The organism is Gemmatimonadota bacterium (assembly GCA_026705765.1).
GTDB lineage: Bacteria > Latescibacterota > UBA2968 > UBA2968 > UBA2968 > VXRD01.
This window is the reverse complement of sequence record JAPPAB010000106.1, coordinates 15741-41450: the sequence shown is the minus strand read 5'-3', so window position 1 is coordinate 41450 and position 25710 is coordinate 15741. Positions and strand designations below refer to the sequence as shown.

At 51.2% G+C, this 25710-nt stretch carries 26 protein-coding genes; 20 read left to right on the top strand and 6 right to left on the bottom strand.

Annotated elements, in window-relative coordinates; translation table 11 throughout:
- Nucleotides 1-11: 11 nt before the first annotated feature.
- From OXH16_14970 to OXH16_14940, 7 genes are read left to right on the top strand one after another with little or no spacing between them, the layout of a single operon-like run.
- On the top strand, nucleotides 12-5105 hold the full coding sequence (locus OXH16_14970; protein ID MCY3682701.1) for an AAA domain-containing protein: 5094 nt from the start codon (nucleotides 12-14) through the stop codon (nucleotides 5103-5105).
- Nucleotides 5106-5163: 58 nt separating this feature from the next.
- Nucleotides 5164-5490 carry a nucleotidyltransferase domain-containing protein gene (locus OXH16_14965; protein ID MCY3682700.1) on the top strand — a complete coding sequence of 109 codons (327 nt, stop codon included), beginning with the start codon at nucleotides 5164-5166 and terminating at the stop codon, nucleotides 5488-5490.
- Complete coding sequence (locus OXH16_14960; protein MCY3682699.1) at nucleotides 5477-5869, top strand: HEPN domain-containing protein; 393 nt, start codon at nucleotides 5477-5479, stop codon at nucleotides 5867-5869. The genes OXH16_14965 and OXH16_14960 overlap by 14 nt, the downstream gene beginning before the upstream one ends.
- 29 nt (nucleotides 5870-5898) lie before the next feature.
- Nucleotides 5899-6798, top strand: coding sequence for a class I SAM-dependent methyltransferase (locus OXH16_14955; GenBank protein ID MCY3682698.1), 900 nt, complete (start codon nucleotides 5899-5901; stop codon nucleotides 6796-6798).
- 24 nt (nucleotides 6799-6822) lie between these two features.
- The gene (locus OXH16_14950; protein ID MCY3682697.1) at nucleotides 6823-7665 is read left to right on the top strand and encodes an MBL fold metallo-hydrolase; all 843 of its coding nucleotides are present in this window, start codon (nucleotides 6823-6825) and stop codon (nucleotides 7663-7665) included.
- Nucleotides 7666-7688: 23 nt separating this feature from the next.
- Nucleotides 7689-8729 carry a Gfo/Idh/MocA family oxidoreductase gene (locus tag OXH16_14945; GenBank protein ID MCY3682696.1) on the top strand — a complete coding sequence of 347 codons (1041 nt, stop codon included), beginning with the start codon at nucleotides 7689-7691 and terminating at the stop codon, nucleotides 8727-8729.
- A gap of 44 nt (nucleotides 8730-8773) precedes the next feature.
- On the top strand, nucleotides 8774-9094 hold the full coding sequence (locus tag OXH16_14940) for a UPF0175 family protein (GenBank protein ID MCY3682695.1): 321 nt from the start codon (nucleotides 8774-8776) through the stop codon (nucleotides 9092-9094).
- Between the two features lie 64 nt (nucleotides 9095-9158).
- Here OXH16_14940 and OXH16_14935 read toward each other — a convergent pair whose 3' ends face one another.
- Entirely contained in the window at nucleotides 9159-9539 is a 381-nt protein-coding gene (locus OXH16_14935) for a helix-turn-helix domain-containing protein (GenBank protein MCY3682694.1), read from the bottom strand.
- A gap of 142 nt (nucleotides 9540-9681) precedes the next feature.
- Between OXH16_14935 and OXH16_14930 the strand changes: the two genes are divergently transcribed.
- From OXH16_14930 to OXH16_14875, 12 genes are all read left to right on the top strand, one after another.
- Nucleotides 9682-9960, top strand: a complete 279-nt coding sequence (locus OXH16_14930) for a type II toxin-antitoxin system RelE/ParE family toxin (GenBank protein ID MCY3682693.1) — start codon at nucleotides 9682-9684, stop codon at nucleotides 9958-9960.
- A 15-nt stretch (nucleotides 9961-9975) separates the two neighbouring features.
- Nucleotides 9976-10272: a HigA family addiction module antitoxin gene (locus OXH16_14925; GenBank protein MCY3682692.1), complete on the top strand. Its 297-nt coding sequence runs from the start codon at nucleotides 9976-9978 to the stop codon at nucleotides 10270-10272.
- An 82-nt stretch (nucleotides 10273-10354) separates the two neighbouring features.
- A complete protein-coding gene (locus tag OXH16_14920; GenBank protein MCY3682691.1) occupies nucleotides 10355-11998 on the top strand; it encodes an SIR2 family protein in 1644 nt (547 codons plus the stop codon).
- Between the two features lie 95 nt (nucleotides 11999-12093).
- Nucleotides 12094-13515, top strand: coding sequence for a hypothetical protein (locus tag OXH16_14915; protein MCY3682690.1), 1422 nt, complete (start codon nucleotides 12094-12096; stop codon nucleotides 13513-13515).
- 98 nt (nucleotides 13516-13613) lie between these two features.
- Nucleotides 13614-14447 (top strand): restriction endonuclease, encoded by an 834-nt coding sequence (locus OXH16_14910; protein MCY3682689.1) that lies wholly within the window; start codon nucleotides 13614-13616, stop codon nucleotides 14445-14447.
- 102 nt (nucleotides 14448-14549) lie between these two features.
- Nucleotides 14550-15845 carry a sulfite oxidase gene (locus tag OXH16_14905; protein MCY3682688.1) on the top strand — a complete coding sequence of 432 codons (1296 nt, stop codon included), beginning with the start codon at nucleotides 14550-14552 and terminating at the stop codon, nucleotides 15843-15845.
- 32 nt (nucleotides 15846-15877) lie between these two features.
- Entirely contained in the window at nucleotides 15878-16750 is an 873-nt protein-coding gene (gene dapF, locus OXH16_14900) for a diaminopimelate epimerase (protein ID MCY3682687.1), read from the top strand.
- Between the two features lie 163 nt (nucleotides 16751-16913).
- Entirely contained in the window at nucleotides 16914-17672 is a 759-nt protein-coding gene (locus OXH16_14895) for a phytanoyl-CoA dioxygenase family protein (GenBank protein ID MCY3682686.1), read from the top strand.
- 21 nt (nucleotides 17673-17693) lie between these two features.
- The gene (locus tag OXH16_14890) at nucleotides 17694-18548 is read left to right on the top strand and encodes an NAD(P)-dependent oxidoreductase (protein ID MCY3682685.1); all 855 of its coding nucleotides are present in this window, start codon (nucleotides 17694-17696) and stop codon (nucleotides 18546-18548) included.
- The gene (dusB, locus tag OXH16_14885) at nucleotides 18541-19524 is read left to right on the top strand and encodes a tRNA dihydrouridine synthase DusB (GenBank protein ID MCY3682684.1); all 984 of its coding nucleotides are present in this window, start codon (nucleotides 18541-18543) and stop codon (nucleotides 19522-19524) included. Before OXH16_14890 ends, dusB begins: the two co-directional genes overlap by 8 nt.
- Nucleotides 19521-20279, top strand: coding sequence for a nickel pincer cofactor biosynthesis protein LarB (larB, locus tag OXH16_14880; GenBank protein ID MCY3682683.1), 759 nt, complete (start codon nucleotides 19521-19523; stop codon nucleotides 20277-20279). Before dusB ends, larB begins: the two co-directional genes overlap by 4 nt.
- A 49-nt stretch (nucleotides 20280-20328) precedes the next feature.
- Entirely contained in the window at nucleotides 20329-20553 is a 225-nt protein-coding gene (locus tag OXH16_14875) for a DUF2281 domain-containing protein (protein ID MCY3682682.1), read from the top strand.
- A 567-nt stretch (nucleotides 20554-21120) separates the two neighbouring features.
- Here the strand turns inward: OXH16_14875 and OXH16_14870 are convergent.
- The 5 genes from OXH16_14870 to OXH16_14850 form a co-directional block, all read right to left on the bottom strand.
- Nucleotides 21121-21825: a DUF433 domain-containing protein gene (locus tag OXH16_14870; GenBank protein ID MCY3682681.1), complete on the bottom strand. Its 705-nt coding sequence runs from the start codon at nucleotides 21823-21825 to the stop codon at nucleotides 21121-21123.
- A gap of 132 nt (nucleotides 21826-21957) precedes the next feature.
- Nucleotides 21958-22275 carry a hypothetical protein gene (locus OXH16_14865; protein ID MCY3682680.1) on the bottom strand — a complete coding sequence of 106 codons (318 nt, stop codon included), beginning with the start codon at nucleotides 22273-22275 and terminating at the stop codon, nucleotides 21958-21960.
- 61 nt (nucleotides 22276-22336) lie between these two features.
- On the bottom strand, nucleotides 22337-22909 hold the full coding sequence (locus tag OXH16_14860; GenBank protein MCY3682679.1) for a hypothetical protein: 573 nt from the start codon (nucleotides 22907-22909) through the stop codon (nucleotides 22337-22339).
- Nucleotides 22899-23126, bottom strand: coding sequence for a hypothetical protein (locus OXH16_14855; protein MCY3682678.1), 228 nt, complete (start codon nucleotides 23124-23126; stop codon nucleotides 22899-22901). Before OXH16_14855 ends, OXH16_14860 begins: the two co-directional genes overlap by 11 nt.
- A 19-nt stretch (nucleotides 23127-23145) precedes the next feature.
- Nucleotides 23146-24621, bottom strand: coding sequence for a sodium:solute symporter family protein (locus OXH16_14850; GenBank protein MCY3682677.1), 1476 nt, complete (start codon nucleotides 24619-24621; stop codon nucleotides 23146-23148).
- 281 nt (nucleotides 24622-24902) lie between these two features.
- Here OXH16_14850 and OXH16_14845 point away from each other — a divergent pair, with 281 nt between their 5' ends.
- Nucleotides 24903-25703, top strand: coding sequence for a DUF6174 domain-containing protein (locus OXH16_14845; GenBank protein MCY3682676.1), 801 nt, complete (start codon nucleotides 24903-24905; stop codon nucleotides 25701-25703).
- Nucleotides 25704-25710: the final 7 nt, after the last annotated feature.

The following is a 25710-nucleotide window of genomic DNA, read 5'->3' as shown; positions in this document are numbered from 1 at the left end:
GAAGGCTCCCCTTGGAAAATAACTACAAAGACAAAGTTATGCGCCTTGTCGAATATCTGACCCGGCTTGCAGTGCTGCGTACCAGGACCACAAGGGACGTTGACGAGTATCAAAATGTGCTTTGGTTAAAGGATATTCCAAAGCTTAAAGGGTGTTTCACACAGGCGTGGGGACGTGACGAAGATTTCGATTCTGACGTGTGGATAGAAATCCAGAACCAGAAGGAACCGCTGTTGCCTGGCGTTCCTTCTATCTGCGAAGACTGGGTTGAAGACGAGTCCCTTCGAGACAAAAACGATATTCCCGATCTCCTGCCTGAAATAACGAAGCAGGTAAAAAATCTCGATTGGCAGGAGGGGACCGATCAGCCTGAATTTATTTTTTATATCGAACGCCTTGAAGATTATCCCGATGTTCAGGAGGCTTGGGATAAATACGTCGAAGAACATTGGCTGCCATGGATGGAAGAGCATAACGACTGGGAAAGCATACATAGCGTTTACACAACGCTCTTTGTTATCCATCAGGAGCAACTTCGGCTTAGTGAGGAGTACGAACTTGTCCTCGCGCTCGGTCTGCTTATCTGGCAAACGCCGAACGGTCAGCGAGTCCGCCGTCACCTGATTGTCGCAAACGCCGCTCTCGAATTTGAAGCGAAATTAGGCAAGTTCACTGTACGGCCACTGCCGGATGGCGCAAACGTTCGACCTGAACTGGATATGTTGGACATTGAGGAACAACCCGAACGCGCCGAAGAAAACGCAAAGGCTTCGCTATCTGAGGCTGCGGACGATGATCCCTGGAACAGAAGCTGCGTCGAAGGTGTTCTTCAGGCCCTCGTCCATTCAATCAGTTCTCAAGGCGAATACAATAGCACGCTGCAAGCGACAAATAACCTGACATTGGACAAACCAGTCGTTGAATATGCACCGGCTCTTATATTGAGAAAACGATCCGTAAGGGGCCTCACCGAGACATTGAAGCGAATTAAGGGAAAAATAGAGGATGGAGAGGATTTTCCTTCTCAATTTAAGGACCTTGCTGAGATTCAGACGAACAGTGATAGTGATGTTTCAGAGCAGGACCCCGGCGAAACGAACAGTAGTTTCGATGGTGAATTGTTCTTTCCAAAACCCTGGAATGAAGAACAACGTCGCATCGTAGATAAGATACGAACTACCAGTGGCGTCCTCGTACAGGGACCGCCGGGCACTGGAAAATCCCACACGATTGCGAATCTCATCTGCCACTTGCTCGCGACAGGGCAGAGAACGCTTATCACCGCCAAGACACCGCGGGCGCTCCAGGTTCTCGACGGACTTGTGCCAGAAGAGTTACATCCGCTATACATCAATCTACTGGGTTCGGGACCGGAAGAAGGGAAATCTCTCGAATTGAGCGTCAGCGGAATTCTTCGCAAGAGCGAAGATTGGAACGAGGACCGGGCAAAAAGCGAAATCAAGACGCTCGAAAACAAGCTACAAGAGTTGCGAAAAGAGAAAGCCAAAGTCGATAGACGCCTACGCGACATCAGAGAATCCGAAACGCATTCTCAATCCGTTGCAGAAGGGACCTACCGAGGTACCGCAGCGCGTATAGCTAAGTCAGTCAATCAGGATCGCAGCGTCTATAGCTGGTTCACCGACACCGTCCCTTTGTACAAGACATGTCCGATCACCGCAGATAAATTGCGAGACCTATTGAGGAAGTTGCGTCACTTCAGCTTGGAAAAACGGCAAGAGTTGGATCTTGTATGGCCTGACGAACTATCGTCTGCCGCGCAGTTTGCCGAGCTTGTTGATTCAGAGAGACGAGCGCACCGCGAACATGAACTATCGTCCACTGAGGGCAACGAACAAGATGCAGATGCGCTATCGGATATCGATGCTGAAAGCGTAAGAAAAATTCACGATTCTCTTACCGCTTTCAGCGATTTGAGGCGTCAGTTATCAATATCGCCATATTCGTGGATGAGCAACGCCTTGCGCGATATCGCCAGTGGTAATGAATCACTGTGGCTTGAACGTCATCTTGTGACGCAAGGGGCAATAGACGCTATAGAGCTGCGCCTTTCCGTAGTTCGTGAAACGAACATCAAATTTCCAGACGAGGCCGACATCAGGACGCTATATGAAGATGTCAGCAATCTGAAAAGGCATTTGGAAAATGGCGGAAAACTCGGCTGGTGGCCGTTCCGTCCCAAGATAGTCAAAACTGTTCAAGTGGATGGTAGTTTCTGCTCCAATCTCCACCATTTGTCAGTTGCGGCTGATTTTTTTCACGTGCTTATTGAGCTTGAAAAGGCCTGGGAAGTCTGGGTGGGATATGAGGAACAAGAAGGCACTTATGCCTTACAATTCCAGAAGCTCAAGGAAATGTGCGACGCTCTTGCCGATGCTCTGTCACTTGGGAAACGACGTGATGATTGCATTGAGTCTCTGAGACAGTGCCCCGCTCTCCGAACACCTGATTGGAATGACGAGGCTCAGATTGATCAATTGATTGCCTCTTGCAGGTTCGCGCTCAAGCAATTGGCTGAAAAGGCGATTCTGAAGATTGAAGAACCAATAGGGTCTCTTGCCGGGAGGACTAATGCCCATTCCGTTGTAAGCGACTTGCTTCAGGCGATTCGCAATCGAGATATCGAAGGATATAAACAGGTCGCGAAGGCGACACAAAGTCTAAAGGATGAATGTCAGAAGATGAGAAAGTTGGATGCAGACATTGAGAAGCTGCGCCAATTTGTGCCGAATTTCACCGTAGAATTGGAGCAAAGCTGCACTAAGTCTTGCTGGGACGAGCGCGTTCAACAGGTAGAGAATGCCTGGCATTGGGCTCAAGCAAGGTTCTGGATCGATGAATATATAAAGAAGGAAGATGCCCCAAGCCTTGCTATACGTTCGCACCAGATTGAGGATGAAATTAACAGAGTCATTGCACAACTTGCAGAACTTCATGCTTGGTCGTTTTGCTTATCGCGACTCGAAAGTAGCCATCGCGGCCACATGGTAGCTTGGCAGCAAGCAATGGGTCGTCTTGGGAAAGGAACCGGGAGGCACGCTCCAAAGCATCGACGGGATGCACAGCAGCACTTGAACAAATGCCGTGAGGCAGTCCCGGCCTGGGTCATGCCACTACACCGCATCTGGGATACGGTGGACCCTGCTCCCGGTATATTCGATGTGGTCATTATTGACGAAGCATCGCAATGCGGACCAGAGGCATTGCCACTCTTTTATCTGGGCAAAAAAGTACTCATTGTTGGGGATGACAAGCAGATCAGTCCCGATGCTGTTGGCTTACCTCTTGATGCTGTACATCGTCTCATGAACGACTTACTATATGATTTTGACTTCAAAGACTCTTTTGCCGTTCAAAGCAGCCTGTTCGACCATGGAAAACGGCTATATGACGAAGGGCATATCACTCTGCGTGAGCACTTCCGCTGCATGCCAGAAATTATTCGTTTCAGCAATGGTCTCTGCTATTCTGACACGCCGTTAATCCCGTTGCGGCAATATGGGCCTGAGCGCTTGAACCCGCTGGAGCGCGTCTTTATCGAAAGCGGGTATCGCGAAGGAGTTGGGAATGGGGTGGTGAACCGACCGGAGGCCGACGCCATTGTCGAGAAGATATTGGAATTATGTGATGACGGGCGATATTCCGAAAAAACTATGGGCGTTGTTGTTCTCCAGGGAGAAGCACAGGCAAGGTTGATTGAGGGAAAGTTACTTGAACGAATAGGCGCAGAAGAGATGGAGCGGCGGCATCTCGTTTGCGGAAACTCATATAGTTTCCAAGGCGATGAGCGTGACGTTATATTCCTGTCCATGGTCGCGGCATCTAATGAGAGAATTGGCCCACTTGCAAGTCCGGCAGATGAGCGGCGGTTCAACGTTGCGGCAAGCCGTGCCCGAGATCAGATGTTTCTTTTTCATTCTGTAACCGTCAACGATCTGAGCACATCCGATCTGCGTCAAGAATTGCTCAAATTCTTTGAGAATACGAAACCGCAAGCGATTGCTGGCATAGACCGGGAGGAACTCGAACGTCGGGCCGCACAGGACAATCGAAAGGTCATTAACCCACCTGACCCCTTCGATAGCTGGTTCGAGATTGACGTTACGCTGGAACTCGTACGAAAAGGATATAACGTTCAACCTCAAGTTGAGTTTGCTGGCAGGAGAATTGACCTTGCCATCGAAGGTGGGCAAGCGCGATTGGCGGTCGAATGCGATGGTGATACCTGGCACGGTCCAGATCAGTATGATAAGGACATGGAGAGGCAGCGGCAACTGGAGCGTTGTGGTTGGGAGTTCTTTCGGGTCCGAGAATCGGCCTTTTATGCAAATAGGGAGATCGCGCTGGAGAAGCTGTGGCCCATGTTAGAAGAAAGGAGAATTTTCCCAGCGAGTGCATCGGGAGGTGGTAAAGCGGAAAAGACAAAAATAAAGAAACGCGAGAGAGCATCAACTAAACCACCTTTTGAACGCACTCCTGAGCCGTCTAATAATCGCCAAAAACCGCGTGAAACTGATAGCGAACAAGGAGAGCTTAAATTTGTGCAGCGAGAGGATACCGGAGCCGGCGAAAGTCCGCGCTCTGAGATCGACAACGACGATAGCTGGAACAAAAAAAAGTACGATATGGAAGGCAAGGTGTGGTGGAAACCGAAAGGTGAACTTGGGGAACTCGACGCCCTGTGGGTTCTCGTGCCAGATGGTGTGAAGGTCGAGACCCAGCGGCAGTACTTGGATTATCTAGGAAGCCGGATACGAGTGCTAGTAGACGAACTGGCACAGGACCCAGAAGAATACACGGGGTATAAGGACGTGCGGAGGGCATTAGAGTCCATAGTGCAGAAGTACATCGGAGACAAGATACCTTATCCAACAGAAATAAGTGTACACCCGACGACGTGGGTGGAGACAATCATGTATTACTTGGAAGACAGCATGCAGTATTTCACCCTTCTGGGCGAAGCAACAGAGGAGAGGGGTTACGAGAGGGTGGGTAAAACAGGAAAGTTGGACAAAAGGGAACAGGAGATGGTGGAACGTGACGATCTAGCAAAAGTTCTGGTGGAACTGATGCAAGCAGTCTGATGCGGGCGAGAGTAACGGAGCAAATGGGCAATGTTGGTTTGAGAAGACAGGACATGCCATGAAGAAACAGGTGCTTGACCAAAATACGTTGGACGATATCATTAAGCGTGTCGTGGAAGTGGCACAGCCGCAGCGAATTATACTCTTTGGATCCGCCGTGCGAGGCGCAATGACGCGGAATAGTGACATCGATCTGCTCATCGTCAAAGATGGAGGAGATGCACGCAATCTCATGGCGCAAATTTACCGGAAGTTGCATGGGGTCGGAGTTGCGGTTGATGCGGTCGTAGTGTCATCTGAAGATGTGGAACGCTTCAGGGATAGCCATGCGCTGATCATTAAGCCAGCCCTAAAGGAAGGGCGGATAGTTTATGAAGCCTCCTGAGCGTTTTCCGGCCGATGATCCGCGAGAGTGGTTGAACCGCGCCAGAAGCAATCTCGCGTTGGCGAAGAACCGCGTGCCCGATGCTTATCTGGAAGACTTGTGCTTCGAGGCTCAGCAGGCCGCCGAGAAAGCTGTTAAGGCCATGCTGATCAAGTGCGACATTGAGTTTCCTTACGTGCATGATCTGGCTCATTTGTTGTCGCTGCTCGAAGAAGTGGGAGAAATCATCCCGGAGAGCGTTCTCAAGGCAGAGGGATTGACCCCATACGCCGTGATCACACGCTATCCAGGCTTGTCCAATCCGGTTGAGGAACAGGAATACCTGGATGCAGTGGAGATCGCTGAAACCGTCGTCCGCTGGGCGGAAGAGCGAGTCTGAGCAGGGCTGACGACGAAAGAAGGATTAGTATGTCTTCACCTCAATCTGGAATATCCGCACACAAGCACAGGACGAGCAAGACGGCGGCACTCGCAGCAAGTGTACGCGCGTATCATTATCAGCAGAGCAAATCCCCGGTTTTTGCCGATGATTACGCGGTTGACATGGTGCCGTTTATCTGGCGTGTGATCGCTAAGAACAGATTGCTTAGCTGGTTCGTTGTTCACAAGGTGTTCCACTCGTTCCGCCCCATACATACCGAGGTTATCCTGCGAGCCAGATATGCAGAAGACCGTCTTATGGGGGCGATATCGGAGGGCGTCGGGCAGTATGTGATCCTCGGTGCCGGTCTCGATACGTTTTCCATGCGCCACAAGGAACTCGCAGATGGCGTGCGGATATTCGAGTTGGATCACCCCGCGACTCAGGCGACAAAAGAGACGCAGGTGCGTGTAGTCAACGGCGATGTTCCGTCCAATCTGGTATTTGTTCCCATTGATTTTGAGACCGACCAGCTAAATGAGGCACTTCTCCGAGCTGGTTTTGATCCAGATAAGCCCGCCTTTTTTTCCTGGCTTGGAACGACTTATTATCTCACAAAGGATGCCATATGGGAGACGCTTGGTCGCGTTGCAGATGTTGCCGCGCCGGGCAGCCGCATTGTTTTCGATTATAAGCTCGCCAGGCATCTTATTCCCGAAGAGAGCTTGCCTTTCGCCGACAGGTTGGACCGATTCGTGGCTCGTCGCGGGGAGCCGATGTTGTCTGTGTTTACACCCGAGGAATTGAATGATGAGATGTCGCAAATTGGCTTTGTGGAGATAGAGACTATTCCGCCCGAGGAGCAAAAACGCCGTTATCTAAAGGACAGAAGCGATCTGGTCGATCCTGCACCAAATTTCTCCTTCGCGCTGTTCGGGGTGCAGTAGCAAGGCGGCATATGGAGGATCTTGATGTTCAATGAACTCGCCCCGGGGATTTTTAGCGTTGATAGCCGTTTTGTGGATGGTAAGAACGGCATTGTGATCGGAGAACGGGTGGCACTGGCGATTGATGGGAGCAATTATGAAGATGAAGGGGCCGCTATGGCCTCCTTTATTCGCGGAAGCGGGTTCGAGCCGAATCGACTGGCACTTACTCACGGTCACGGAGACCATATTCTCGGCGCGGGTCCTCTGGCGAAAGGGGAGGTTTTCGCACATGCTCTCACGCCTGCGGAGATCGAGAAACAGATACCGGGGTGGGCGACACGCTGGGGGGTGGATGAGGCCGAGGCGCGGTCCCGGGTGATCCAGCCGACTATTACCTATCGAGATGAGCTTCGAATGGATTTGGGAGGATTGCATGCGTGGATGTTTCCGACGCCGGGACATAGTCCGGATGGCGTGAGTATTTACATAGAGGAACATAGGCTTTTGTTTGCAGGTGATTCGGTGGTGACCGGTATCGTGGCTGCGATTGGAGCGGGGAATAGCGAGGTGCTGGAACGTTCTCTTTACAAACTCATGACGCTCGATATTGATATTCTGGTTCCGGGGCACGGCGATGTTCTCTTCGGCGAGGATCGGGTGAAGGACTGGATTCGGTGGGAGGCCAGGTATCTGGCGAGTGTTAGGGAGGTCGTTCGCGAGACACTGGGTAGGGGAGTCCCGGCAGAGGATATAGCGGAACAGATTGGATTCGACGAGTTTATCGGGGACCGGTTGCCCAGAGATCGAAATGGAATGCCGCAACGACATCTGAATACGGTTGCTAAGATTGTAGAGGAAGAAAGTGGTCGGGGAGATAATACTTGAACGGAGTACAGGAGTTTGGTTGAATGAGCGATATTGTTCGAATGGCTGTCGTGGGCGTTGGATGGGCGGGGAGCCACCATGTGGAGGGCGCACGAGAGCTTGGGCGGAAGGTTGAGGTGACGTGTCTGGTGGATCGAGATCCGGATCATCTGAAAGCCATGGCGGAGGCGTTCGGGATCGAGAAGACGTACACAGATCTCGACAATGCGCTGATGGATCCCGAGATCGATGCGGTTTCGCTCTGCACACCTCATCCCAACCATTGTCCGGAGGCGGTCGCCGCCGCTGATGCCGGCAAGCATGTGCTGGTGGAAAAGCCGATGGCGCTGACGGTGGAGGATGCGACCCGAATGATCGATGCGGCCGATCGCGCAGGTGTGCGTCTCTATGTCGCGGAGAGCATGTCCTACCATCCCATGGCGCGTTTTTTGAAACATGTGGTGGATACGGGAATTTATATCGGCGAAGTGGTGTCGGCGTCGGTGTCGTCGGGATTTCGGGCGCGGCCTACCTACGCTTATCCGGGAAGACGCGAGTGGCTTTCCAATCCACAGCGAGGAGGAACGGGTACATGGATGCTTCACGGCATTCACACGATGGCGATGCTCCGATACGTTTTGGGAGAGGTCACTTCGGTCTATATGAAAGAGCATCACGCTCGCAGTTTCCGGCGGGATGATGTCGAAGGGACCATGACGGGACTTCTGACGATGGACGCGGGATTTCAGACGACGGTGTTGCAAAGCTGTGAGGTGAAATTTCCAAATCCGCCGGGTGGCTATATGGTTTTCGGAGATACAGGGCTGTTGCAGGCGACTCAAGAGTCGTGTGAAGTGTGGTGTGAGAACAATGACGATCAGCGGGAGGAAGTTTCCTATCCCGGAAGCGATCTCTCGGCATTTGCGGAGGAAATTGAGGACTTTGTGGACTATGTGCTGGAAGGAACTGAAGGCCCGACATCGGGAAGAAGCGAGCGGAAGAGCCTTGCCATCGTGCAGGCGGGATACGAGTCAGCCCAAAGCGGCGAGGTTATCAATCTGCAAGAGAGATTCGGAGAGTTGTAACTTGACTTATAGAATCACCTGTCTTCTTGTTGTGAGGCGAAGCTATGAAAAAGGAACGTATGGTAGGCATCAGGCTCCCCCTGGAATTAGTACGTGAATTGGAATTCATTGAGGATGTCGAGCAGTCTGATCGCTCGACTACTGTGAGGCGCTTGCTGGCAAAAGCAGTCCAGCAATGGAAGTTGGAGCACTACGCCCGTCTATACGGGGATGGAAAGCTCACACTTGCACGCGCGGCTCGCGATGCTGGTGTTTCCTTGTGGGAGATGATGGACTATGCGCGTGCCAGAAAAGTACCAGCCCAATACGATCTCGAAGACCTCAATCGAGACCTGGGAACCATCCAGAAAAGCTTGAACCAATAGTGAATGTCCATATCGCGGTAGTCAATGGGCACATCTGTGTCCGCGCGGTCTGAGCCATCGCCATCTACCTCGCCCACTCACGTGCATACCTTCTCATTTCCTCACGACTTAGCCCCAGAATCTCAGCGGCACGTCCGAGTGAGATGTGCTCCTGCTCAAGTGCTTGTTGCACGAGTCGCAAAAGGCGATCTTCCTGTATCTGTGACTGAGGTCGGAATCGCACGGTCTCGAGAGACTGCACAGGTGTCACGAGGTCGCGAATCGGAACCCGTAGTGCTTTTCCAAGATCGGTGAGGGTACGGGCACGCGGGACGACAGTTCCTCGCTCGATATTTCTGAGTGCCATCAGTGAGATGCCCGCTTTTCGGGCGAGTTCCTCCTGGGTCAATTGTCGGTCCAGCCTCAGCCGAGTGATATTCGCGGCAATATAATTTTCACCAGCCATTGTTTCTCCTTTACTACTTGATAAAGTAATCATTTATTATATTTTTGCCAATATGATATGTTTTGGTGGTAAGCACGGCCCTGATTCAGGCATGTATTGATTTCGTTATTGACACGCGTACCGATATACGGTACGTTTTTTTATGATTCAGACGTTTCGACATCGGGGCCTCAAGCGATTGTATGAGCGCGGAGATCCCAGCAGAGTGCGTGCTGATCAGGCAGAACGGATCGCACTCGTTTTGGCGGACTTAGACGAGGCTAACAAACCCTCGGACCTCAATTTTCCAGGGTATCGGCTTCATCCACTGAAGGGCGACCGGAAAGGATTTTGGAGTATTTCGATTTCCGCCAACTGGCGTATCATCTTTCGCTTTGAAGAAGGTGACGTGTACGATGTCGATTTGGTTGATTATCACTAACAAGGGATAAACGCCATGGCTATGAAGAATCCACCTCATCCGGGTCTCAGTATTAAAGCGAACTGTCTGGAGCCCCTCGGTCTGAATATTACCGAAGCAGCGAAGGTGTTGGGCGTAGCCCGTCACACGCTTTCACGTGTACTGAACGGTCATGCGGCTATTTCACCGGAGATGGCTATTCGGTTGGAGAAGGCTGGATGGTCCAACGCCGAGTTCTGGTTGCGCCGTCAGACTGCCTATAATCTGGTGCAAGCGCGCAAAAATGAAGATCAGATCAAGGTCAAGCGCTATGAACTACAGCCGACGGTATGATAAAGTGACAAACAATGAGATTTCTCATTAACGGAGTGGGATATACGCTTTACGTCATCGGGAAAAGGGTCTTGAAAAACCAATGAATACTAAGTCATTACTTCCTCAAATCAACTCGGACGACTTCGCACGACGCTTCTCTATACGTTCGCCCAATCTGATGTGGTTGCTTGGTGCTGGTGCCTCGGCCTCCGCTGGTCTTCCTACCGCGACGGACATGATCTGGCAATTCAAACAGGAATTGTTTGTCAGTCAGCGCAAGGTATCGCGCCAATCTGTGGCAGATCTCTCAAATCCGGCTATCCAGGTGCAATTACAGACCTACATTGACTCTTTTAAGCGGTTGCCTTGTGCTGGGGATCCCGGCGAATATGCCGCACTATTTGAAGAGGTGTATCCATCCGAAGGAGATCGGCGTGCCTATATTAATGCAAAGCTAGCAGGTGCAAAACCATCATACGGTCACTTGGCTCTCGCAACTCTGATGCGCGCCAATCGTACACGTCTGATATGGACAACGAATTTTGATGCCATGGTGGCAGACGCTTGCGCCAAGATTTATGACACAACTGGTTCATTGACGAGTGTAGCCCTTGATGCGCCTGAATTAGGGGAGCAGGCAATTCATGAGGGGCGATGGCCGGTGGAAGTGAAGCTGCATGGTGATTTTCAGTCACGGAGACTCAAGAATACCACTGAAGAACTGCGACACCAGGATACACATCTAAGAAATATTCTCATTGATTCCTGTAGTAGGTTTGGACTTGTAGTAGTTGGCTATAGTGGTCGTGACGATTCAGTTATGGACGCTCTTGATGAAGCAACTCAACAGCCAGGTGCCTTTCCGGCGGGGCTATTTTGGTTGCATCACGGGGAAGGTCAGCCGTTGCCGCGCGTTCGTGAATTGTTGGCCAAGGCAGATGAGAAGGGAATAGAAGTGGGCATAGTGTCTATTGATAACTTTGACGAAGTATTGCGGGATCTGATTCGCCAAATAGATGACATCGACACTACAACGCTCGACGCTTTTGCTTCAGAACGCCGACACTGGAGTGCAGCGCCACGCCCAACGGGCGGGCAGGGCTGGCCAGTAGTACGTTTCAACGCTGTGCCAGTGACTGGTTTGCCGAGCGTGTGTAGACGCGTCGTCTGTGACATTGGTGGCACCGCCGAAGTGCGAGAGGCGATAGAGCGCACTGGCGTCGACGTGATCGCTGCACGTTCCCAAGCCGGAGTATTGGCATTTGGTGCCGATGCAGATGTACGCACTGCTTTTGAGCCCCATGGCATTACGGATTTTGACCTTCATACGTTCGAAATCAAGCGTCAAAGGTATGAATCGAGCGAGCGAGGTCTTCTTCGAGAAGCGTTAACTCGTGCAATCGCACGTCAGCGCGGTCTGGAGGTTGTACGGCGCGGAAGAGCGGACTTATTGGCCCCAACCGACCCAAAATCAAGTACCTGGACACAATTGGAGAAATTAGTAGGTACGCTTACTGGAACAGTTGCTGGTAGCCCCGAGCTTCACTGGCGCGAGGGTATCGGTATACGCCTAGATTGGGCCGATGATCGCTTGTGGTTGCTGATAGAGCCACGAACCGTATTCGATGGTATCACTCAAGAAAACAAGATGATTTCAGCGGATTTCGGTAGAGAACGCAGTGTCAAACGCTATAACAGCCAACTCAACGATCTGGTTGAGTTCTGGAGTCGTCACTTGGGCTAGCCTCAAAACGATCTACGGGCACTGGATATCGGCGATGGTATAGACGCGGTCTATCGCCTTTCTCCTATTACAGGATTCTCACGGAGAGTAGGATCATGAACAGCGAGATCGCCCCGCACATCTGGCTACCGGAGCCAAGCCTGATCTTCCATCCAGATCGTACTTCAGACCGTGAGATTCATCCATTGCGTGGGCTATTGCGATTTGGCCCATACTCCGCGGGCATATTACCTGATCCAATCCGAGTGGCGACCTTGGCACCCGCCGGGGAAAGTAACCACCTATATAGCTTCATGACGCGCCTTAAGTCGACGCACATACCGAGAGAACGCAAGGATTATCTCCCCGAATGGCCGGGTTTTCGGACTGTCTTTGGTGTGCATATGGGAGCGGCAGATAGTGATTGCCGCATTGAACTTGATCAGGAACTTGAGACCGAATTTAATAATTCGCCGCGTCCGCACATTGTATTAGCTGATCGGTTAGTCCGAGCTATTCAGCGTTTGCAGACGTACAGGAGCAAGTTTGATGTCCTTTTCATCTACATCCCTCAGCGATGGAATCCTGGCTATGCCGGAGTATCCGATGAAGACTTCGACCTTCATGATCACCTGAAGGCAACAACGGCAACCCTTGGATTACCCATTCAACTGGTGAGGGAAGACAGCGCCCTCACATACTCGTGCCAAGCCAGTGTCATGTGGCGTATTGGCCTAGCGCTCTATGTCAAGGCTGGCGGAGTCCCTTGGAAGCTGGCGGAGTCCGATTCAGAAACAGCGTATATCGGCATTTCATACGCAGTTCGTCCAATGGAATCTAACAATCCACGTTTTGTTACATGCTGCAGTCAGGTGTTCGATGCCGAGGGTTCTGGTTTGGAGTTTATCGCCTACAATGCCCATGAGGTCGAAGTGCATCGTGATAACCCCTTTCTATCACGGACTGAGATGTTTCGGGTAATGTCCCGATCTCTCGACCTCTATCGGCGACGCCACGCCGGGCGATTACCTCGACGGATTATGGTGCATAAGACCACTGAGTTCAAGGCAGATGAAGTCAAAGGTTGCATGGAGGCATTTCACCTATGCGAGGCGATTGATCTCGTGCAGGTAGTTGAAGATGTGGGGTGGCGCGGTGTGCGCATTGATGAGCCCGCAGGTGGTATTAAGGGGAATCCCGCTGCCTATCCAGTTTCGCGTGGAACCCTGGTTGACCTTGGGCCCCGAGATGCTCTTCTATGGACACATGGTGACGTGAGAAATATCAGTGAGAGAGGATCTTATTTTAAAGGTTCCAGGAGTACTCCTCGTCCCTTGAGGTTGGTGCGTCATGCTGGCCATGGGTTGTGGGACGACACGGCACGTGCCGTGTTGGGGCTTTCAAAGATGAATTGGAACAATGACTCACTGTATGACCCGTTGCCGGTTACTATGGGTTATGCGAAGGTACTCGCGCGGGTGGTCAAGCGTATGCCAAGCCTAAGGCGGACACCCTACCAATTTCGTTTTTTTATGTAAATTAATAGAGTTATATCTGACCTACACCGACAACTATGCGATGGCTGGTAAGCGCATTCCTGAGAGCAAGAGCAAATCAGGAAATTAAAGGAGAATCCATGGCATTACCACAGTTCCAGAAGATGTTCAACCCCGTATTACAGGCCCTGCGCGAACTGGGCGGTTCTTGCTCTATCTCTGAGATGTCGGATCGCGTCGCTCAGATTCTCAGGTTGTCGGAAGAAGATATAAACACCATACATAAGGGCAACCTAACTACGCTTAATTACCGTCTTGGATGGGCAAGAAATTACCTGAAAAATTACGGCCTACTTGAGAACTCAGCACGCGGTGTCTGGGCACTAACGTCGCAGGGACACCAAACAGAGACAGTTGACCCTACAGTAGTCAGGCAATTCGTGCAGAAACTCTTCCAGCAAGCCAGAGCGGAACGCGACGAAGCAAAACTTGAAGAGGAAGATAAGGACAGTTTGAGTTGGGAGGATGAGCTTATCCAGGTTGTTCAGAGCATTTCGCCGGATGCCTTTGAAAGATTGTGTCAACGCATCTTGCGGGAGTCTGGTTTTATTCAGGTTGAGGTCACGGGGCAAGCTGGCGACGGTGGTATTGATGGACGTGGTGTGGTCAAACTTGGTAACCTCCTTTCATTTCATGTGATATTCCAGTGTAAACGTTATGTTGGATCGGTGACGGCATCCACAGTTAGAGATTTTAGAGGGGCTATGGTTGGCCGAGCCGACAAGGGCTTATTGATAACTACGGGAAGGTTCACTCGAGACGCCTGGACTGAAGCACAGCGCGATGGTGCGCCGCCGCTGGATCTCATTGACGGTAATGCACTTGCTGGGATGTTGAAGGACTTACAGCTTGGTGTAAATACTGAGTTGGTTGAACAAGTTACTGTCAATAAGCAGTGGTTTCAAACCATTTAGTGTGCCTATCTCTGCAACAGTAAGGTTTATTTGGAAAAATTTCTGAGTGGAGGCTTTGAAGAATTAGAGGGTATTCTGTGTACAGATGAAAAGGCAGCGACAATGCAAAAAAACACTGAAGAACAAGGTTTATTCGATCTCTATCAGAGCAACCCCGATGAGGCTGATTACTTGTTGTTTGGCCGCGAGACATATCCCGACAGGCGTGGGTTTTTGAAGAAGGCTGGGTTGGCGGTGATGGGGGCAATGGTCGGGGCGGCGATTCCTTTTCATCGCAATATTCCGGCGCATTTTATTCCTGTCGTGCTCGCTTCGGAGGATATGATTCAGGGTAAGGATGGCTTGACCGTGCTCAATGACCATCCATTGAATGCCGAAACGCCTCCGCACTTGCTCGATGACGCTATTACGCCGACTGAGAGACATTTTATTCGCAACAATGGCATTCCGCCTGAGAATACGGATGCAGTAGGCTGGAAACTGACGATTGATGGTCTGGTGGATAATCCCCTGACTCTCAGCATTGACGATCTCAAACAGCGATTTGAAGTTGTTAATAGAGCACTGACACTGGAGTGCGGGGGCAATGGACGCGCCTTTTTTGAGCCTCCTGCGGATGGTAGTCAATGGACCTATGGCGCTGTGGCGTGTTCCGAGTGGACTGGTGTTCGCCTATCCGATGTTCTCAAGGCTGCCGGGGTGAAAGACAATGTGGTTTATACCGCGCATGTGGGCGCCGATACCCACGTTTCTGGTGAGAAAGGACGGCTTCCCCTCTCGCGCGGGGTGCCGATTGAGAAGGCGATGGATGAGCACAACCTCATCGCTTTTGCCCAGAACAGCAAACCGATCCATCCCATGAATGGTGCGCCGTTGCGCCTGATCATTCCCGGTTGGTCGGGGTCTTGCTCGCAGAAATGGTTGACCCGCATCTGGTTGCGAGATCAGGTTCACGATGGTCCCAAAATGACAGGAATGGATTATCGGATCCCCAATCGGATGATAGTGCCTGGGGAAAAAGTAGATGAGAAGGACTTCGAGATTATCCACGCCATGAAGGTTAAGTCGTTAATTACAAATCCAGCTACTGGTCACAAGATGGCAGGGCGGTCTCTGGAAGTGCGCGGACATGCCTGGGCAGGAGACCGGAAGGTTGACGCTGTCCGTCTGTCAATCGACTTTGGCGCAACATGGATTGATGCGAAGCTCGACGAGCCAGTGAATGCGTATGCGTGGCAGAACTGGCGGGCGGAGGTCGCATTTCCCAAAGCGGGATATTACGAGATCTGGGCAAGGGCGACCGATTCACAAGGCATAAGTCAGCCGCACGCCATTACCTGGAATCTGAAGGGGTATCTCAACAATTCGATGCATCGGGTCGCGGTGGTCGTTAGTTAGGGGTTCAGACTACTACAAAAACAGGAGCAATTATGGAGAACGGATTTTTTAAGGGTCATGGATTGGGCAATGATTATCTGGTGATGGATCCAGAAGAACTGACGTTTGAATTGACGCCAGAGCGCATTGAGAAAATCTGTGATCGCAATTGGGGGGTGGGGAGTGATGGCATTTTGACATTGGAAGCGTCTGACCGCGCGGATTTTGGGCTGCGGATATGGAATCCAGATGGCAGCGAGGCGGAGAAATCGGGCAATGGGTTGAGGATTTTTGCGCGGTATTTGCATGCTACTGGTAAGTTGGACAAAACCTCATTTTCAGTCGATACGCCAGGGGGACTGGTTCATATTGATTTGCATATCGACGAATGGGGCGATGCGAGTGCGGCGACTGTGGAGATGGGGGAGGCGACGTTTAAACCAGGGGCATTGCCCTGTTCGCTCGAGGTGGAAGAACTGATCGAACAGCCGATTACCGCTGCTGGCGAGGATATGGTGTTTACGGGTGTGAGCGTGGGCAATCCCCATTGCGTGGTGTTTAAGCCGAGGGGCGAGGCGTGGACGCGCGATGATTTGTTGCGCCTGGGACCTGAGTTGGAGAACCACGAGATTTTTCCGAGGCGAACCAATGTGCAGTTGGTCGTGCCCACGGGTGACCAGAAAATTTTCATTTTGATATGGGAACGCGGCGCAGGTGAAACTCAGGCGTCGGGATCTTCTTCATGTGCTGCGGCAAGTGCTGCGGTGCGTTTGGGACTGGTCGCATCACCCGTGACGGTAGAAGCGCCTGGAGGCACGTTGATGATCGATGTGGATGAAGCGTTTAATCTGACAATGGCGGGACCTGTGGCAGAGGTGGCGCGCGGTACGCTGAGTCCGTCTTTTTTGCGCGAGATCGGCGTCTGAGCAGGTGATATAAACGGTTAGAAGCCGGTTTGATAGCGAGCACTATGCATTGTATCGCTTTTGAACCGGTTCTTTTTTAAGCAATTTGGAAAACGAGTTGCGCAAAAAAGACAGCCGATATAGTTTATATACTGTTCACCAATGCTCACGAAAGGAATGCACTATGCCTTTAGACTCTATGGTCGAAACTTATGAGACGCAGGGATTTTTGACAGAAGTTGATGTGTTTTCAGAACGCGAGATCGGGCATTTTCGCGCGTTATTTGACGATTTGGAAGCGCGAGAAGGCAAAGAAAAATGTCAGATCGGTTTGCAAGGACGGCATTTTGACGAGGCATTTATCTGGCAACTGGCAACAGATAAACGGATTTTGGACGTGATGCAGACCGTGATGGGCGATAATGTGATGCTGTTATCCACCCACTTCTTTTGCAAATATCCCGATCCAGAGGCAAAGATATTTGTGGCCTGGCATCAGGATATTACGTACTGGGGTCTGAAACCGCCTATTGCACATACGGCCTGGATCGCCATTGATGATGCGGATGTGGAGAATGGGTGTATGCGCTTTATCCCGGGATCGCACAAAAATGGGATTGCAGTACACGGCAAGTCAGTGCGCGAAGGCAATTTGCTGAGTATTAATCAGGAGATTCCCGATGAATATGTCGATGATAGCGCGGCGGTCGATATTGTGTTGAGGGCCGGGCAGATGTCGGTTCACGACGGGCAATTATTTCATGCGAGCAATCCCAATCAGTCAAACCGGCGGCGATGCGGACTGACCGTGCGATTTATTCCTCCGCATGTCAAACAGACCACGCTCAATTCACACAAGCAGTCCTGGGAGCCTATTGTGCTACGCGGAGAAGACCAATTTGGACATTTTGCAAAGGTCGGGATGCCATTTCCATTGTCGTGATGATTGATTTGAGGAGTTGATATGGCGAAGAGAAAAGTACTCATTACGGGGGGAACAGGTTATGTGGCCGGGCGGATGTTGCCTGCATTGCGCGAGCGATATGATCTGACGGTCTTAGACGTGAAGACGACCAATCGCCAGGGCGAGGAAGTAAGTGATGTGGTGATTGCGGATTTGACAAATCGGGACCGGGATACTTATCGGGAGTATTTCAGGGGGCAAGATGCGATTATCCACTGCGGATTTGTGCGGGCAAGAGACCAGAAAGATCGCTTCTGGGCAGAGATGACGAATATCGATATGGCGCACAATGTGTATCAGACGTGTGTGGAGGAAAATGTTCGACGCGCTGTGATCATCAGTTCAAATCACGCGGCAGATTATTACGAGAATCTGATCTGGGCAGGCAAGCAGGAATTTGTAACGCCAGAGATGTACCCGCTTTCCGACAATTATTACGGCTGGGCAAAGGCGCAATACGAGTTGTTGGGCTTTACTTTTGCAACGGGATTGATGAACGGCGGGAAGAAGCTGGAGAATGTGCAGATTCGGATAGGTGGCCCGCGCGAGACCGATATGGATCGCGCAAAATCCACGAATTTGAAAAGCATGCATCGGGGTTTGGGGGCGTATTTGAGCATTCGGGATCAGGTGCAGTTGATTGTGAAGAGCATTGAGGCTGAAAATATCGAAGATGAATATGGGATTCCGTTTCAAATTTTTTATGGTATTAGCGGCAATTCGCACAATTTCTGGACGATCTCCAATGCGCGAAAGAAAATTGGCTATGAACCCGAAGACAATAGTCAGGTGAAATTTGCCGAACAATTGTCAAACGTATTGTTAGAAGCGCGAGAAAGTTATCGGGATGAATGATGATATGGGCATAAAAATCGGCAATGTAAATATTCCCGGGCGGACAGCACTGGCGCCATTGGCTGGTATTACAGATCGGTCATTTCGCATGTTGTGCAGGCAGCAGGGCGCGAGTTTTGCGGTCACGGAGATGGTCAGTGCCAAAGGGCTGGCCGAGGGCAGTGAGCGGTCGAATCAATATCTCGATTTTGAAGCCGATGAGTTTCCGATTTCCGCGCAGTTGTTCGGATCAGAACCCGAGGTCATGGCCGAAGGGGCTCGGGTTGTGGCGGAGCGCAATCCGGATATTATCGACATCAATTGCGGATGCCCGGTAAAAAAAATCGTGACGCGAAATGCAGGTGCGGCGCTGCTCAAAACGCCTGATCTTTTGGGACAGATCATTGCCGCAATGGTGCACGCCGTGGATATTCCCGTGACGCTGAAAATTAGAAGTGGATGGGCGCAAGCCAATCAGGCAGTTGCAGTTGCGCGGATTGCTGAAGATTCTGGTGCAGCGGCAATTGCCGTGCATGGCCGTACGCGCGAGGCGAAATTTGCTGGTAGAGCAGATTGGGATATTATCGCGGAAGTCAAAAACGCGGTTTCGATTCCCGTAATCGGCAATGGCGATGTGCGCGGGCCAGAGGCTGCAAAGGAGATGATGCAGAAAACAGGTTGCGATCTGGTGATGGTGGGGCGGTGGGCTATTGGCAATCCATGGCTTTTCAAGCGCATGGAAGTCTTTCTGAATACGGGAGAATTATTGCCCGAACCAACGGATAGAGACCGTCTGGAAATGGCTGTTCATCATCTCAAGGCGTCTATCGCATTTAAGGGTTTGCGCTATGGCGTCCTGGAAATGCGCCGGCATCTCGCGGCATATATCAAGGGTGTGCCCGGCGCTACTCCTTATCGCCGCACATTGATGACAGAAGACGATCCGAATCATCTCATGGATTTGCTGGGACAGATCAAAGCGGGGGTGGCGGCGTGACACCAGAACGCATACGCGCGTTGTTAGAGGCTGTTGCACAGGGTCAAACAGATGTGAATGAGGCGTTTGCACACCTCGCGCACTTGCCATTTGAAGAGCTTGGTTTTGCGCGCATTGACCACCATCGCACACTGAGGCAGGGGTTTCCCGAAGTCATTTTTTGCGAGGGAAAGACGGTTGAGCAAGTGACCGCTATAGCAGACCGCATTGTGTCATCGGGTGCGACACTGCTGGCGACGCGCACAAATGCAGAGATGCGGGACGCTCTGGTCGCAAAATATCCCGAAGCAAATATCAACGCGCTCGCCCGTACAGTGGTCGTCGCAGGGGAGATTCCCGCTGCGGAAACAGTCGGCAAAATTCTGGTTGTGTCTGCGGGCACATCTGACTTGCCCGTGGCGGAAGAAGCTGTGGAAACCGCGCGGGTGATGGGCAATGAGGTTGAAACACTTTACGATGTAGGAGTTGCCGGGATTCACCGTTTGCTGGCGTGTAAGGAACGTCTATTGGATGCGAGTGTGATTATCGTGGTGGCCGGGATGGAAGGGGCGTTGCCCAGCGTGGTTGGTGGTTTGGTCGATGTGCCGCTTATTGCCGTGCCGACCAGTGTGGGATATGGGGCGAGTTTTAAGGGGCTGGCGGCATTGCTGGGTATGTTGAACAGTTGTGCGTCGGGCGTGACCGTGGTCAATATCGACAATGGATTTGGGGCGGGGGTCGCAGCGAGTAAGATCAATCGCGTTCGGGCAGGGTGATTATGGGGAGCGGGTCTGTGTGTTCGCCCATTTTTTTGAGGATTTTGTTATGACAACATTAGATCATATTTCTCAACATTTGCAAACTCTTCCAGAGCCTGTACTGCAGGAAGTTCTCGATTTTGTCGAATTTCTTAAATCGCGGCACAAAATACCGAAGGACCGTGAAGAAGATACGATGTGGACCGACTTATCTCTTACATCAGCGATGCGTGGTATGGAAGATGAGAAAGCGACTTATACACTGACAGATATCAAGGAATCTTTTAGATGATCCAGGAAGGTCAGATCACGCTCTTTGCTTTTCCCCAAACGGACCAGGCCGCTGGCAATCTCCGACCCGCACTTATTTTGCGGTCTTTACCCGGTCCATATAATAAAATAGGCGCAGTTCCTTTGCAAAGGAACTGCGCTTTTTGACTTTTACAGATTGAGAACCATTTCAACTTGGCCGTATCGGGAGACTTTTGCGATAAAAGGTGGCCTATGTCGCCTTACAAATTGAGCAATTCGCGGAATCGCTTTAAGAAACGCTTGGGCATTTTCCTCAGCCGTCATATTCTTGCGCGTTGCTAAGTTAAAAAGCCGTGCGTTATATGTTTGAACAGCTTGCCTCTCCATTTGTCGATATCTGATTGCTCGATCCTTTGTAAATACAATCCATCCGTTTTGTCCACAATGGTTGATCCATGTTTCATCGCGCGTATCCGGGGCGAAAAGGTCATTGTGTGCGTGGACCTCCAGGAACCCTGTGAGATGTCCAATTCTGACCTGTGTTGTTCGCAATGGCTCAGTAAAACGAGGACTGTCAAGAGCGCGATCCACAAAAATGGGTGGAAGGTCAAGCGGCTTTTCTGCTTCTGGCCGATTCATACCTAATAGCCTCTTCAATCTCCCATCTCTTACGGCCATAATCTTCAGCCAGTGCGTCTATTAACTCTCCTGCGTTGAACCGCTCAAAGACCAATTCTGTCGGCACACCTCTTCCCGCAAGCACAGGACGGCCAAAAGAAATATAAGGATTCATCAAGACGGCTTTCGGTTGATCATTTTCCTGGAATGGGCCTCGTGTAAAGGGATACAAGATAACGGGTCCACTTGTATCATACTCAATACGATGAAGATACATGTCAATGACCTCTTCCATTTCCAGTTGTCCGCGCTTGGAGAGATTGATAAGCTGCCCGATATGTTTTAAGAACAGATCTTTTCCATCCGTTGCGAAAATTTCAAAAGCCAGAGGGTGAGGTTGCTTTGGAAATTGATTTTCAAGCGTGTCCAGTGCTACCCGGATATCCTGCAAACGCACCTTGTGGACTCTGCGGAGTGCCACTAGGACATGGGCCTCCACTAAGTTGACAAAGGATAGTTGTACGATTTCTGATGGAGGTACAATAATAACGGGTTCAAAGTTGCGTCGGTCAGAGTGATACCGAACGCCTGATATCCAGGACCTGAGCGTAGAAGGCGGAATATTTAGATAGCGAGCCGCTTCTGAGACGCCATAAGCAGGTGCAAAGCGCGCATCAAATTTTTCGTTGTTCATAAAGAATCACCTCCCAGTAGTGTTGTCCGATTTTGTAACTTCTGGGAACAAAAATATCTGCGGTGGCATTTTTCAGGCATGGTTAAATAAAAAGGGTAATCTAATTGTTCTGTCAAGATTTTTTAAAATTCACTATTCCCTCTGCTTTAATTCACTGGTCTTGCTTGCCGTTTTGAGTGACTCCATGGTCACGTATCCATGACGCATTACAAACGCCACATTCTTTCCACTCTTATCTTGCTTGTCGTTGATAATCTCCTTTTTCAGATTTACAGTCTCGTCGTCATCAGGATCGCTCAGAAACATAACTTTTTGAGTCTGCCATTTATGGTGGAACTTCTCAATCTGCGTCAGCAACTCTTCGGCAAGGTCTTTCTCCTCGCCTTTAAGGGATTTGATTCCTTCTCGCGTTAAATTTACCGATTCGACTACCGCCTTGATTTTGGGCACAAGTGGCTGGACTGCGCCTTCTGCGTAGAAAGCCAGGTGTGTGGAACGCTGGAATCTACGGTTAGACTGGCATATATATGCATTGAGATTTTTTGTATGTCGGCCACGCCTCTCTGGCAGCGACCACGAGAACCCTGGATTCGGTAGAGCCTGTAAGTCCGTCTTCTTGGATCATCAATATGAACTCCCTCAGGAGAAATGCCTCTTTCTCGGAAGGAGGCTCACTCTTGTCCTCAAGGATTTCTTCGATGGCTGTGACCAGGGTTCTGAAGTTCGACCAGATAACCCTATTTTCGAAGTCTCCTGGCTGATTGTCGTCTGGCGTCAGCAATAATAGGCGTTCGTCATCTCCGAGGCTTTTCAAATGCCGCATAACCTGTTCAGATCGCACCGCGTTAGGTTTTGTCTTAGTCTCAATCCAGATATCAGATCCCGTCCGAATTCTCGCGTCAGGTGTCGATCTTTCTCCTTTTGGCTGATTTTCGAAAGATACAAGACTGAAAGCAGTATCCCCAATAAGTGTTCCAAGAATCCGGTCTATATTGGGTAAGCTCAACCGTTGAAGAACAGCTAAGAACGTAGAGGTGATGCGATTCTCACCCTGGCGGTAAGTAGAAAACAAGTTATTGGACATACGTTATCTCTGTCCCCATTTTTTTGAAACGCCCCGCCTTGATATCGGACCGGACTTTTTGGGCGAGTTTGCCGAGTTTATCTTGCGATGCGGCAAACGCTTCATCCCATCGACGGTCATCTTCGAGTTCTTCAAGGATGACACTCGCGATAGCTTCCTGCTTTTCTGGCGGAAGTTTAGACACTTCCTGGAGTGCTTTTTCGAGAAGTTGGGTCATGATTGCGTCTCCTTTTAATTTATCTATCAGATGAACCTCGAAGTGGATTTAGAGCACCCAGGCGGTTTTCATAGGGGAGAGGTGTTCCTGACGTATCGCTCAAGGGCAAGGGGGGATCTGTTTTTGTAGTCGTTTTGGTTATGATGATAAGCGCGAGAAGGCCGATGGGTACTGCGAGGAGATCGGCGGGTTGATCGGGTGCGATTTGGAGGAGGATGAGATAGGCGATCGCACCTGAAATCATTGACCAGAGCGCGCCAGAGCGATTGGCGTTGCGCCACCAGATACCTGCGGTGAGAGGTACAAAAAGGGTCGCCAGCAAGATGGACCAGGAATCGACCATCAGCGTATAAACTGTGTCGTGTGAAAGGGCGAGATAAAGCGCGATGACGCCGAGGATGGGAACACTCAAGCGGCACAGGCGAAGTTGGGTTCGCGCGTCAATATCGGGGCGCAGATAGCGGATCAGATCGTTTCCGATCACGCTGGCAGGGGCGAGCAAGGCGCTGTCTGCGCTGCTCATCAACGCGGAGATCAAAGCACCGATAAAAACGGCCATGCCGAGTGGAGGAAGATAGGTTTCGGCGAGTTTCATCATCACCTGCTCGGGGTCGGCCAGATTGGGAAATGTGAGTGTGGCTGCAATACCCAGGAAAACGGGCAAGAGGCCAACGGTCAGGTAAATAATACCAGAGAGATACGCGCTGTTTTGGGCGACGGATTCATTCCGGCTGGACAGGCTGCGTTGCAAAAGGTCCTGTCCAGCGAGATTGCCCAGGCCAATTACCAACCAGGCGCGCGCATAATTAAACCAGGTGGTCATGTCTGCATCGCGGGGGTAGAGATAAAATTGATCATCGGGTAGTTGTGCTCGAATGGCAGCCCATCCTCCCATGTCGCTCAGGAGAACGGGCGTCATAAAGATCAGTCCCAGAGTTAAGACGGCCACCTGGATAAAGTCTGTTAGCGTTACCGCCCACATGCCGCCTACAGTTGTATAGATCAGCACAATAACAGCGCCCAGGCAGGTGCCTAACACCGCATCCAGCCCCGTGAGCGCGTGGATAATTTTCCCAAATCCCACCATCAGCGACGCGACCCAGCCGAGATAGGCCGGAATTGTACACGCTGCGGCTACCACACCGGCTGTTTTGCCAAATCTCCGTTCAAAAAATTCGGCAATGGTTGAAACGCCCATGCGGCGCATCATTCGCACGTAAAACAGGCCAGCGAGAAACAGACACAGGGCTGCACCAAAGGGATCGGCAATGATGGCTAAAAAACCGCCTTTGTAAGCTGCGCCTGCTGCGCCGAGCACAGTGCCCGTGCCAAACCATGTGGCGGAAAGCGTGCCCGTTGCCAGCAAGATGCCCAGACGCCGACCCGCAACGACAAAATCGGCGGAGTCTTTGACGCGCCTGCCAGCATAGACACCGACCAATAAGGTGAGAAAAACATAGGCGCAAAGGGCAGTGATGATGGGGAGTTGAGACATATCTGGTCCTCCAGTATTTTCTCAGAATTTCTCGACGCTGGGAAGTATGGCACTCTGTCGGGCATCTGTCAACATCTATCGCTCCAAAACGCGCCCTCTCAAGAAAAGAGGCGTATAGCGAGGAGGTCCGGGGCGATGATAGGGCGGATTATCTGAGCCATCGAGGAACTATCCATGTCCTTTGTGCGTTCTGAGTATATAAAAAGCGAATGAGTAGAATTATATTCACGAAGAGGTGGATTATGAACATCAGACGCTATATTGCAAGATCAGGAGTTCTATTGATCCTCGGGATCACAGTTGCCTGTGGCATTAATCCATCGCCTACTTTCCCGGATGCCTCGGAAGTGGCGTGTGGGGTTACAGAGGCATACTCGAACGACTACCTCATGGCGGTGATTGGCAAAGATGCCGTACCCACGCAGGTTGACGCCATCAACACTGGCAGTTGCGAGTTTGATGGGACCATTATCGCAGTGCGCGTCCAGCTAACCGGCAACAGGGGATCGCAGATAGTGGTTGTGGATCTGCCTGATCCAACGCGCATACTGCCCGTGTCTTTCCACAGGATCGTTGATATGCCGCTGATTGACGTAGATTTGCCTGAGGGCAGGTACGTCCGCACTGTAACCGGTATCACCGCTGGCGGTAGGGAGATCGATGTGCCAATCTTCGAGGATGTCCTTCTCGTGCGCGATCCAGGCTCCCTACAGGCGGACGTGCTCCGTCATCAGGGTCGTTGGGAACGAAGCAGGGTTGCAAACTACGTTTATACAGGCGCATGGAACTGCTTCTGTCCGATAGACTATACTGCTGACGCAGAAGTAACCGTGCGCGGCGGTGCAGTCGTGAGCGTCGCCTCTGCCGACCCGGCCGTGCCCAATATCCCCGATCCTGAGCGGTTCGTTTCGGTCAAGGCTCTGTTCGCCGTATTACAGGCCGCGCTGGACGAGAACGCAGCCCGCATTGACGTCACGTACAACAAGGAGTTCGGCTATCCGGAGCAGTTCTTTGTAGATTACCACGAGAATATTGCCGACGAGGAAAGGGGATTCGTCATTCGCAGCCTCACCTATCAATAGCTGTCCC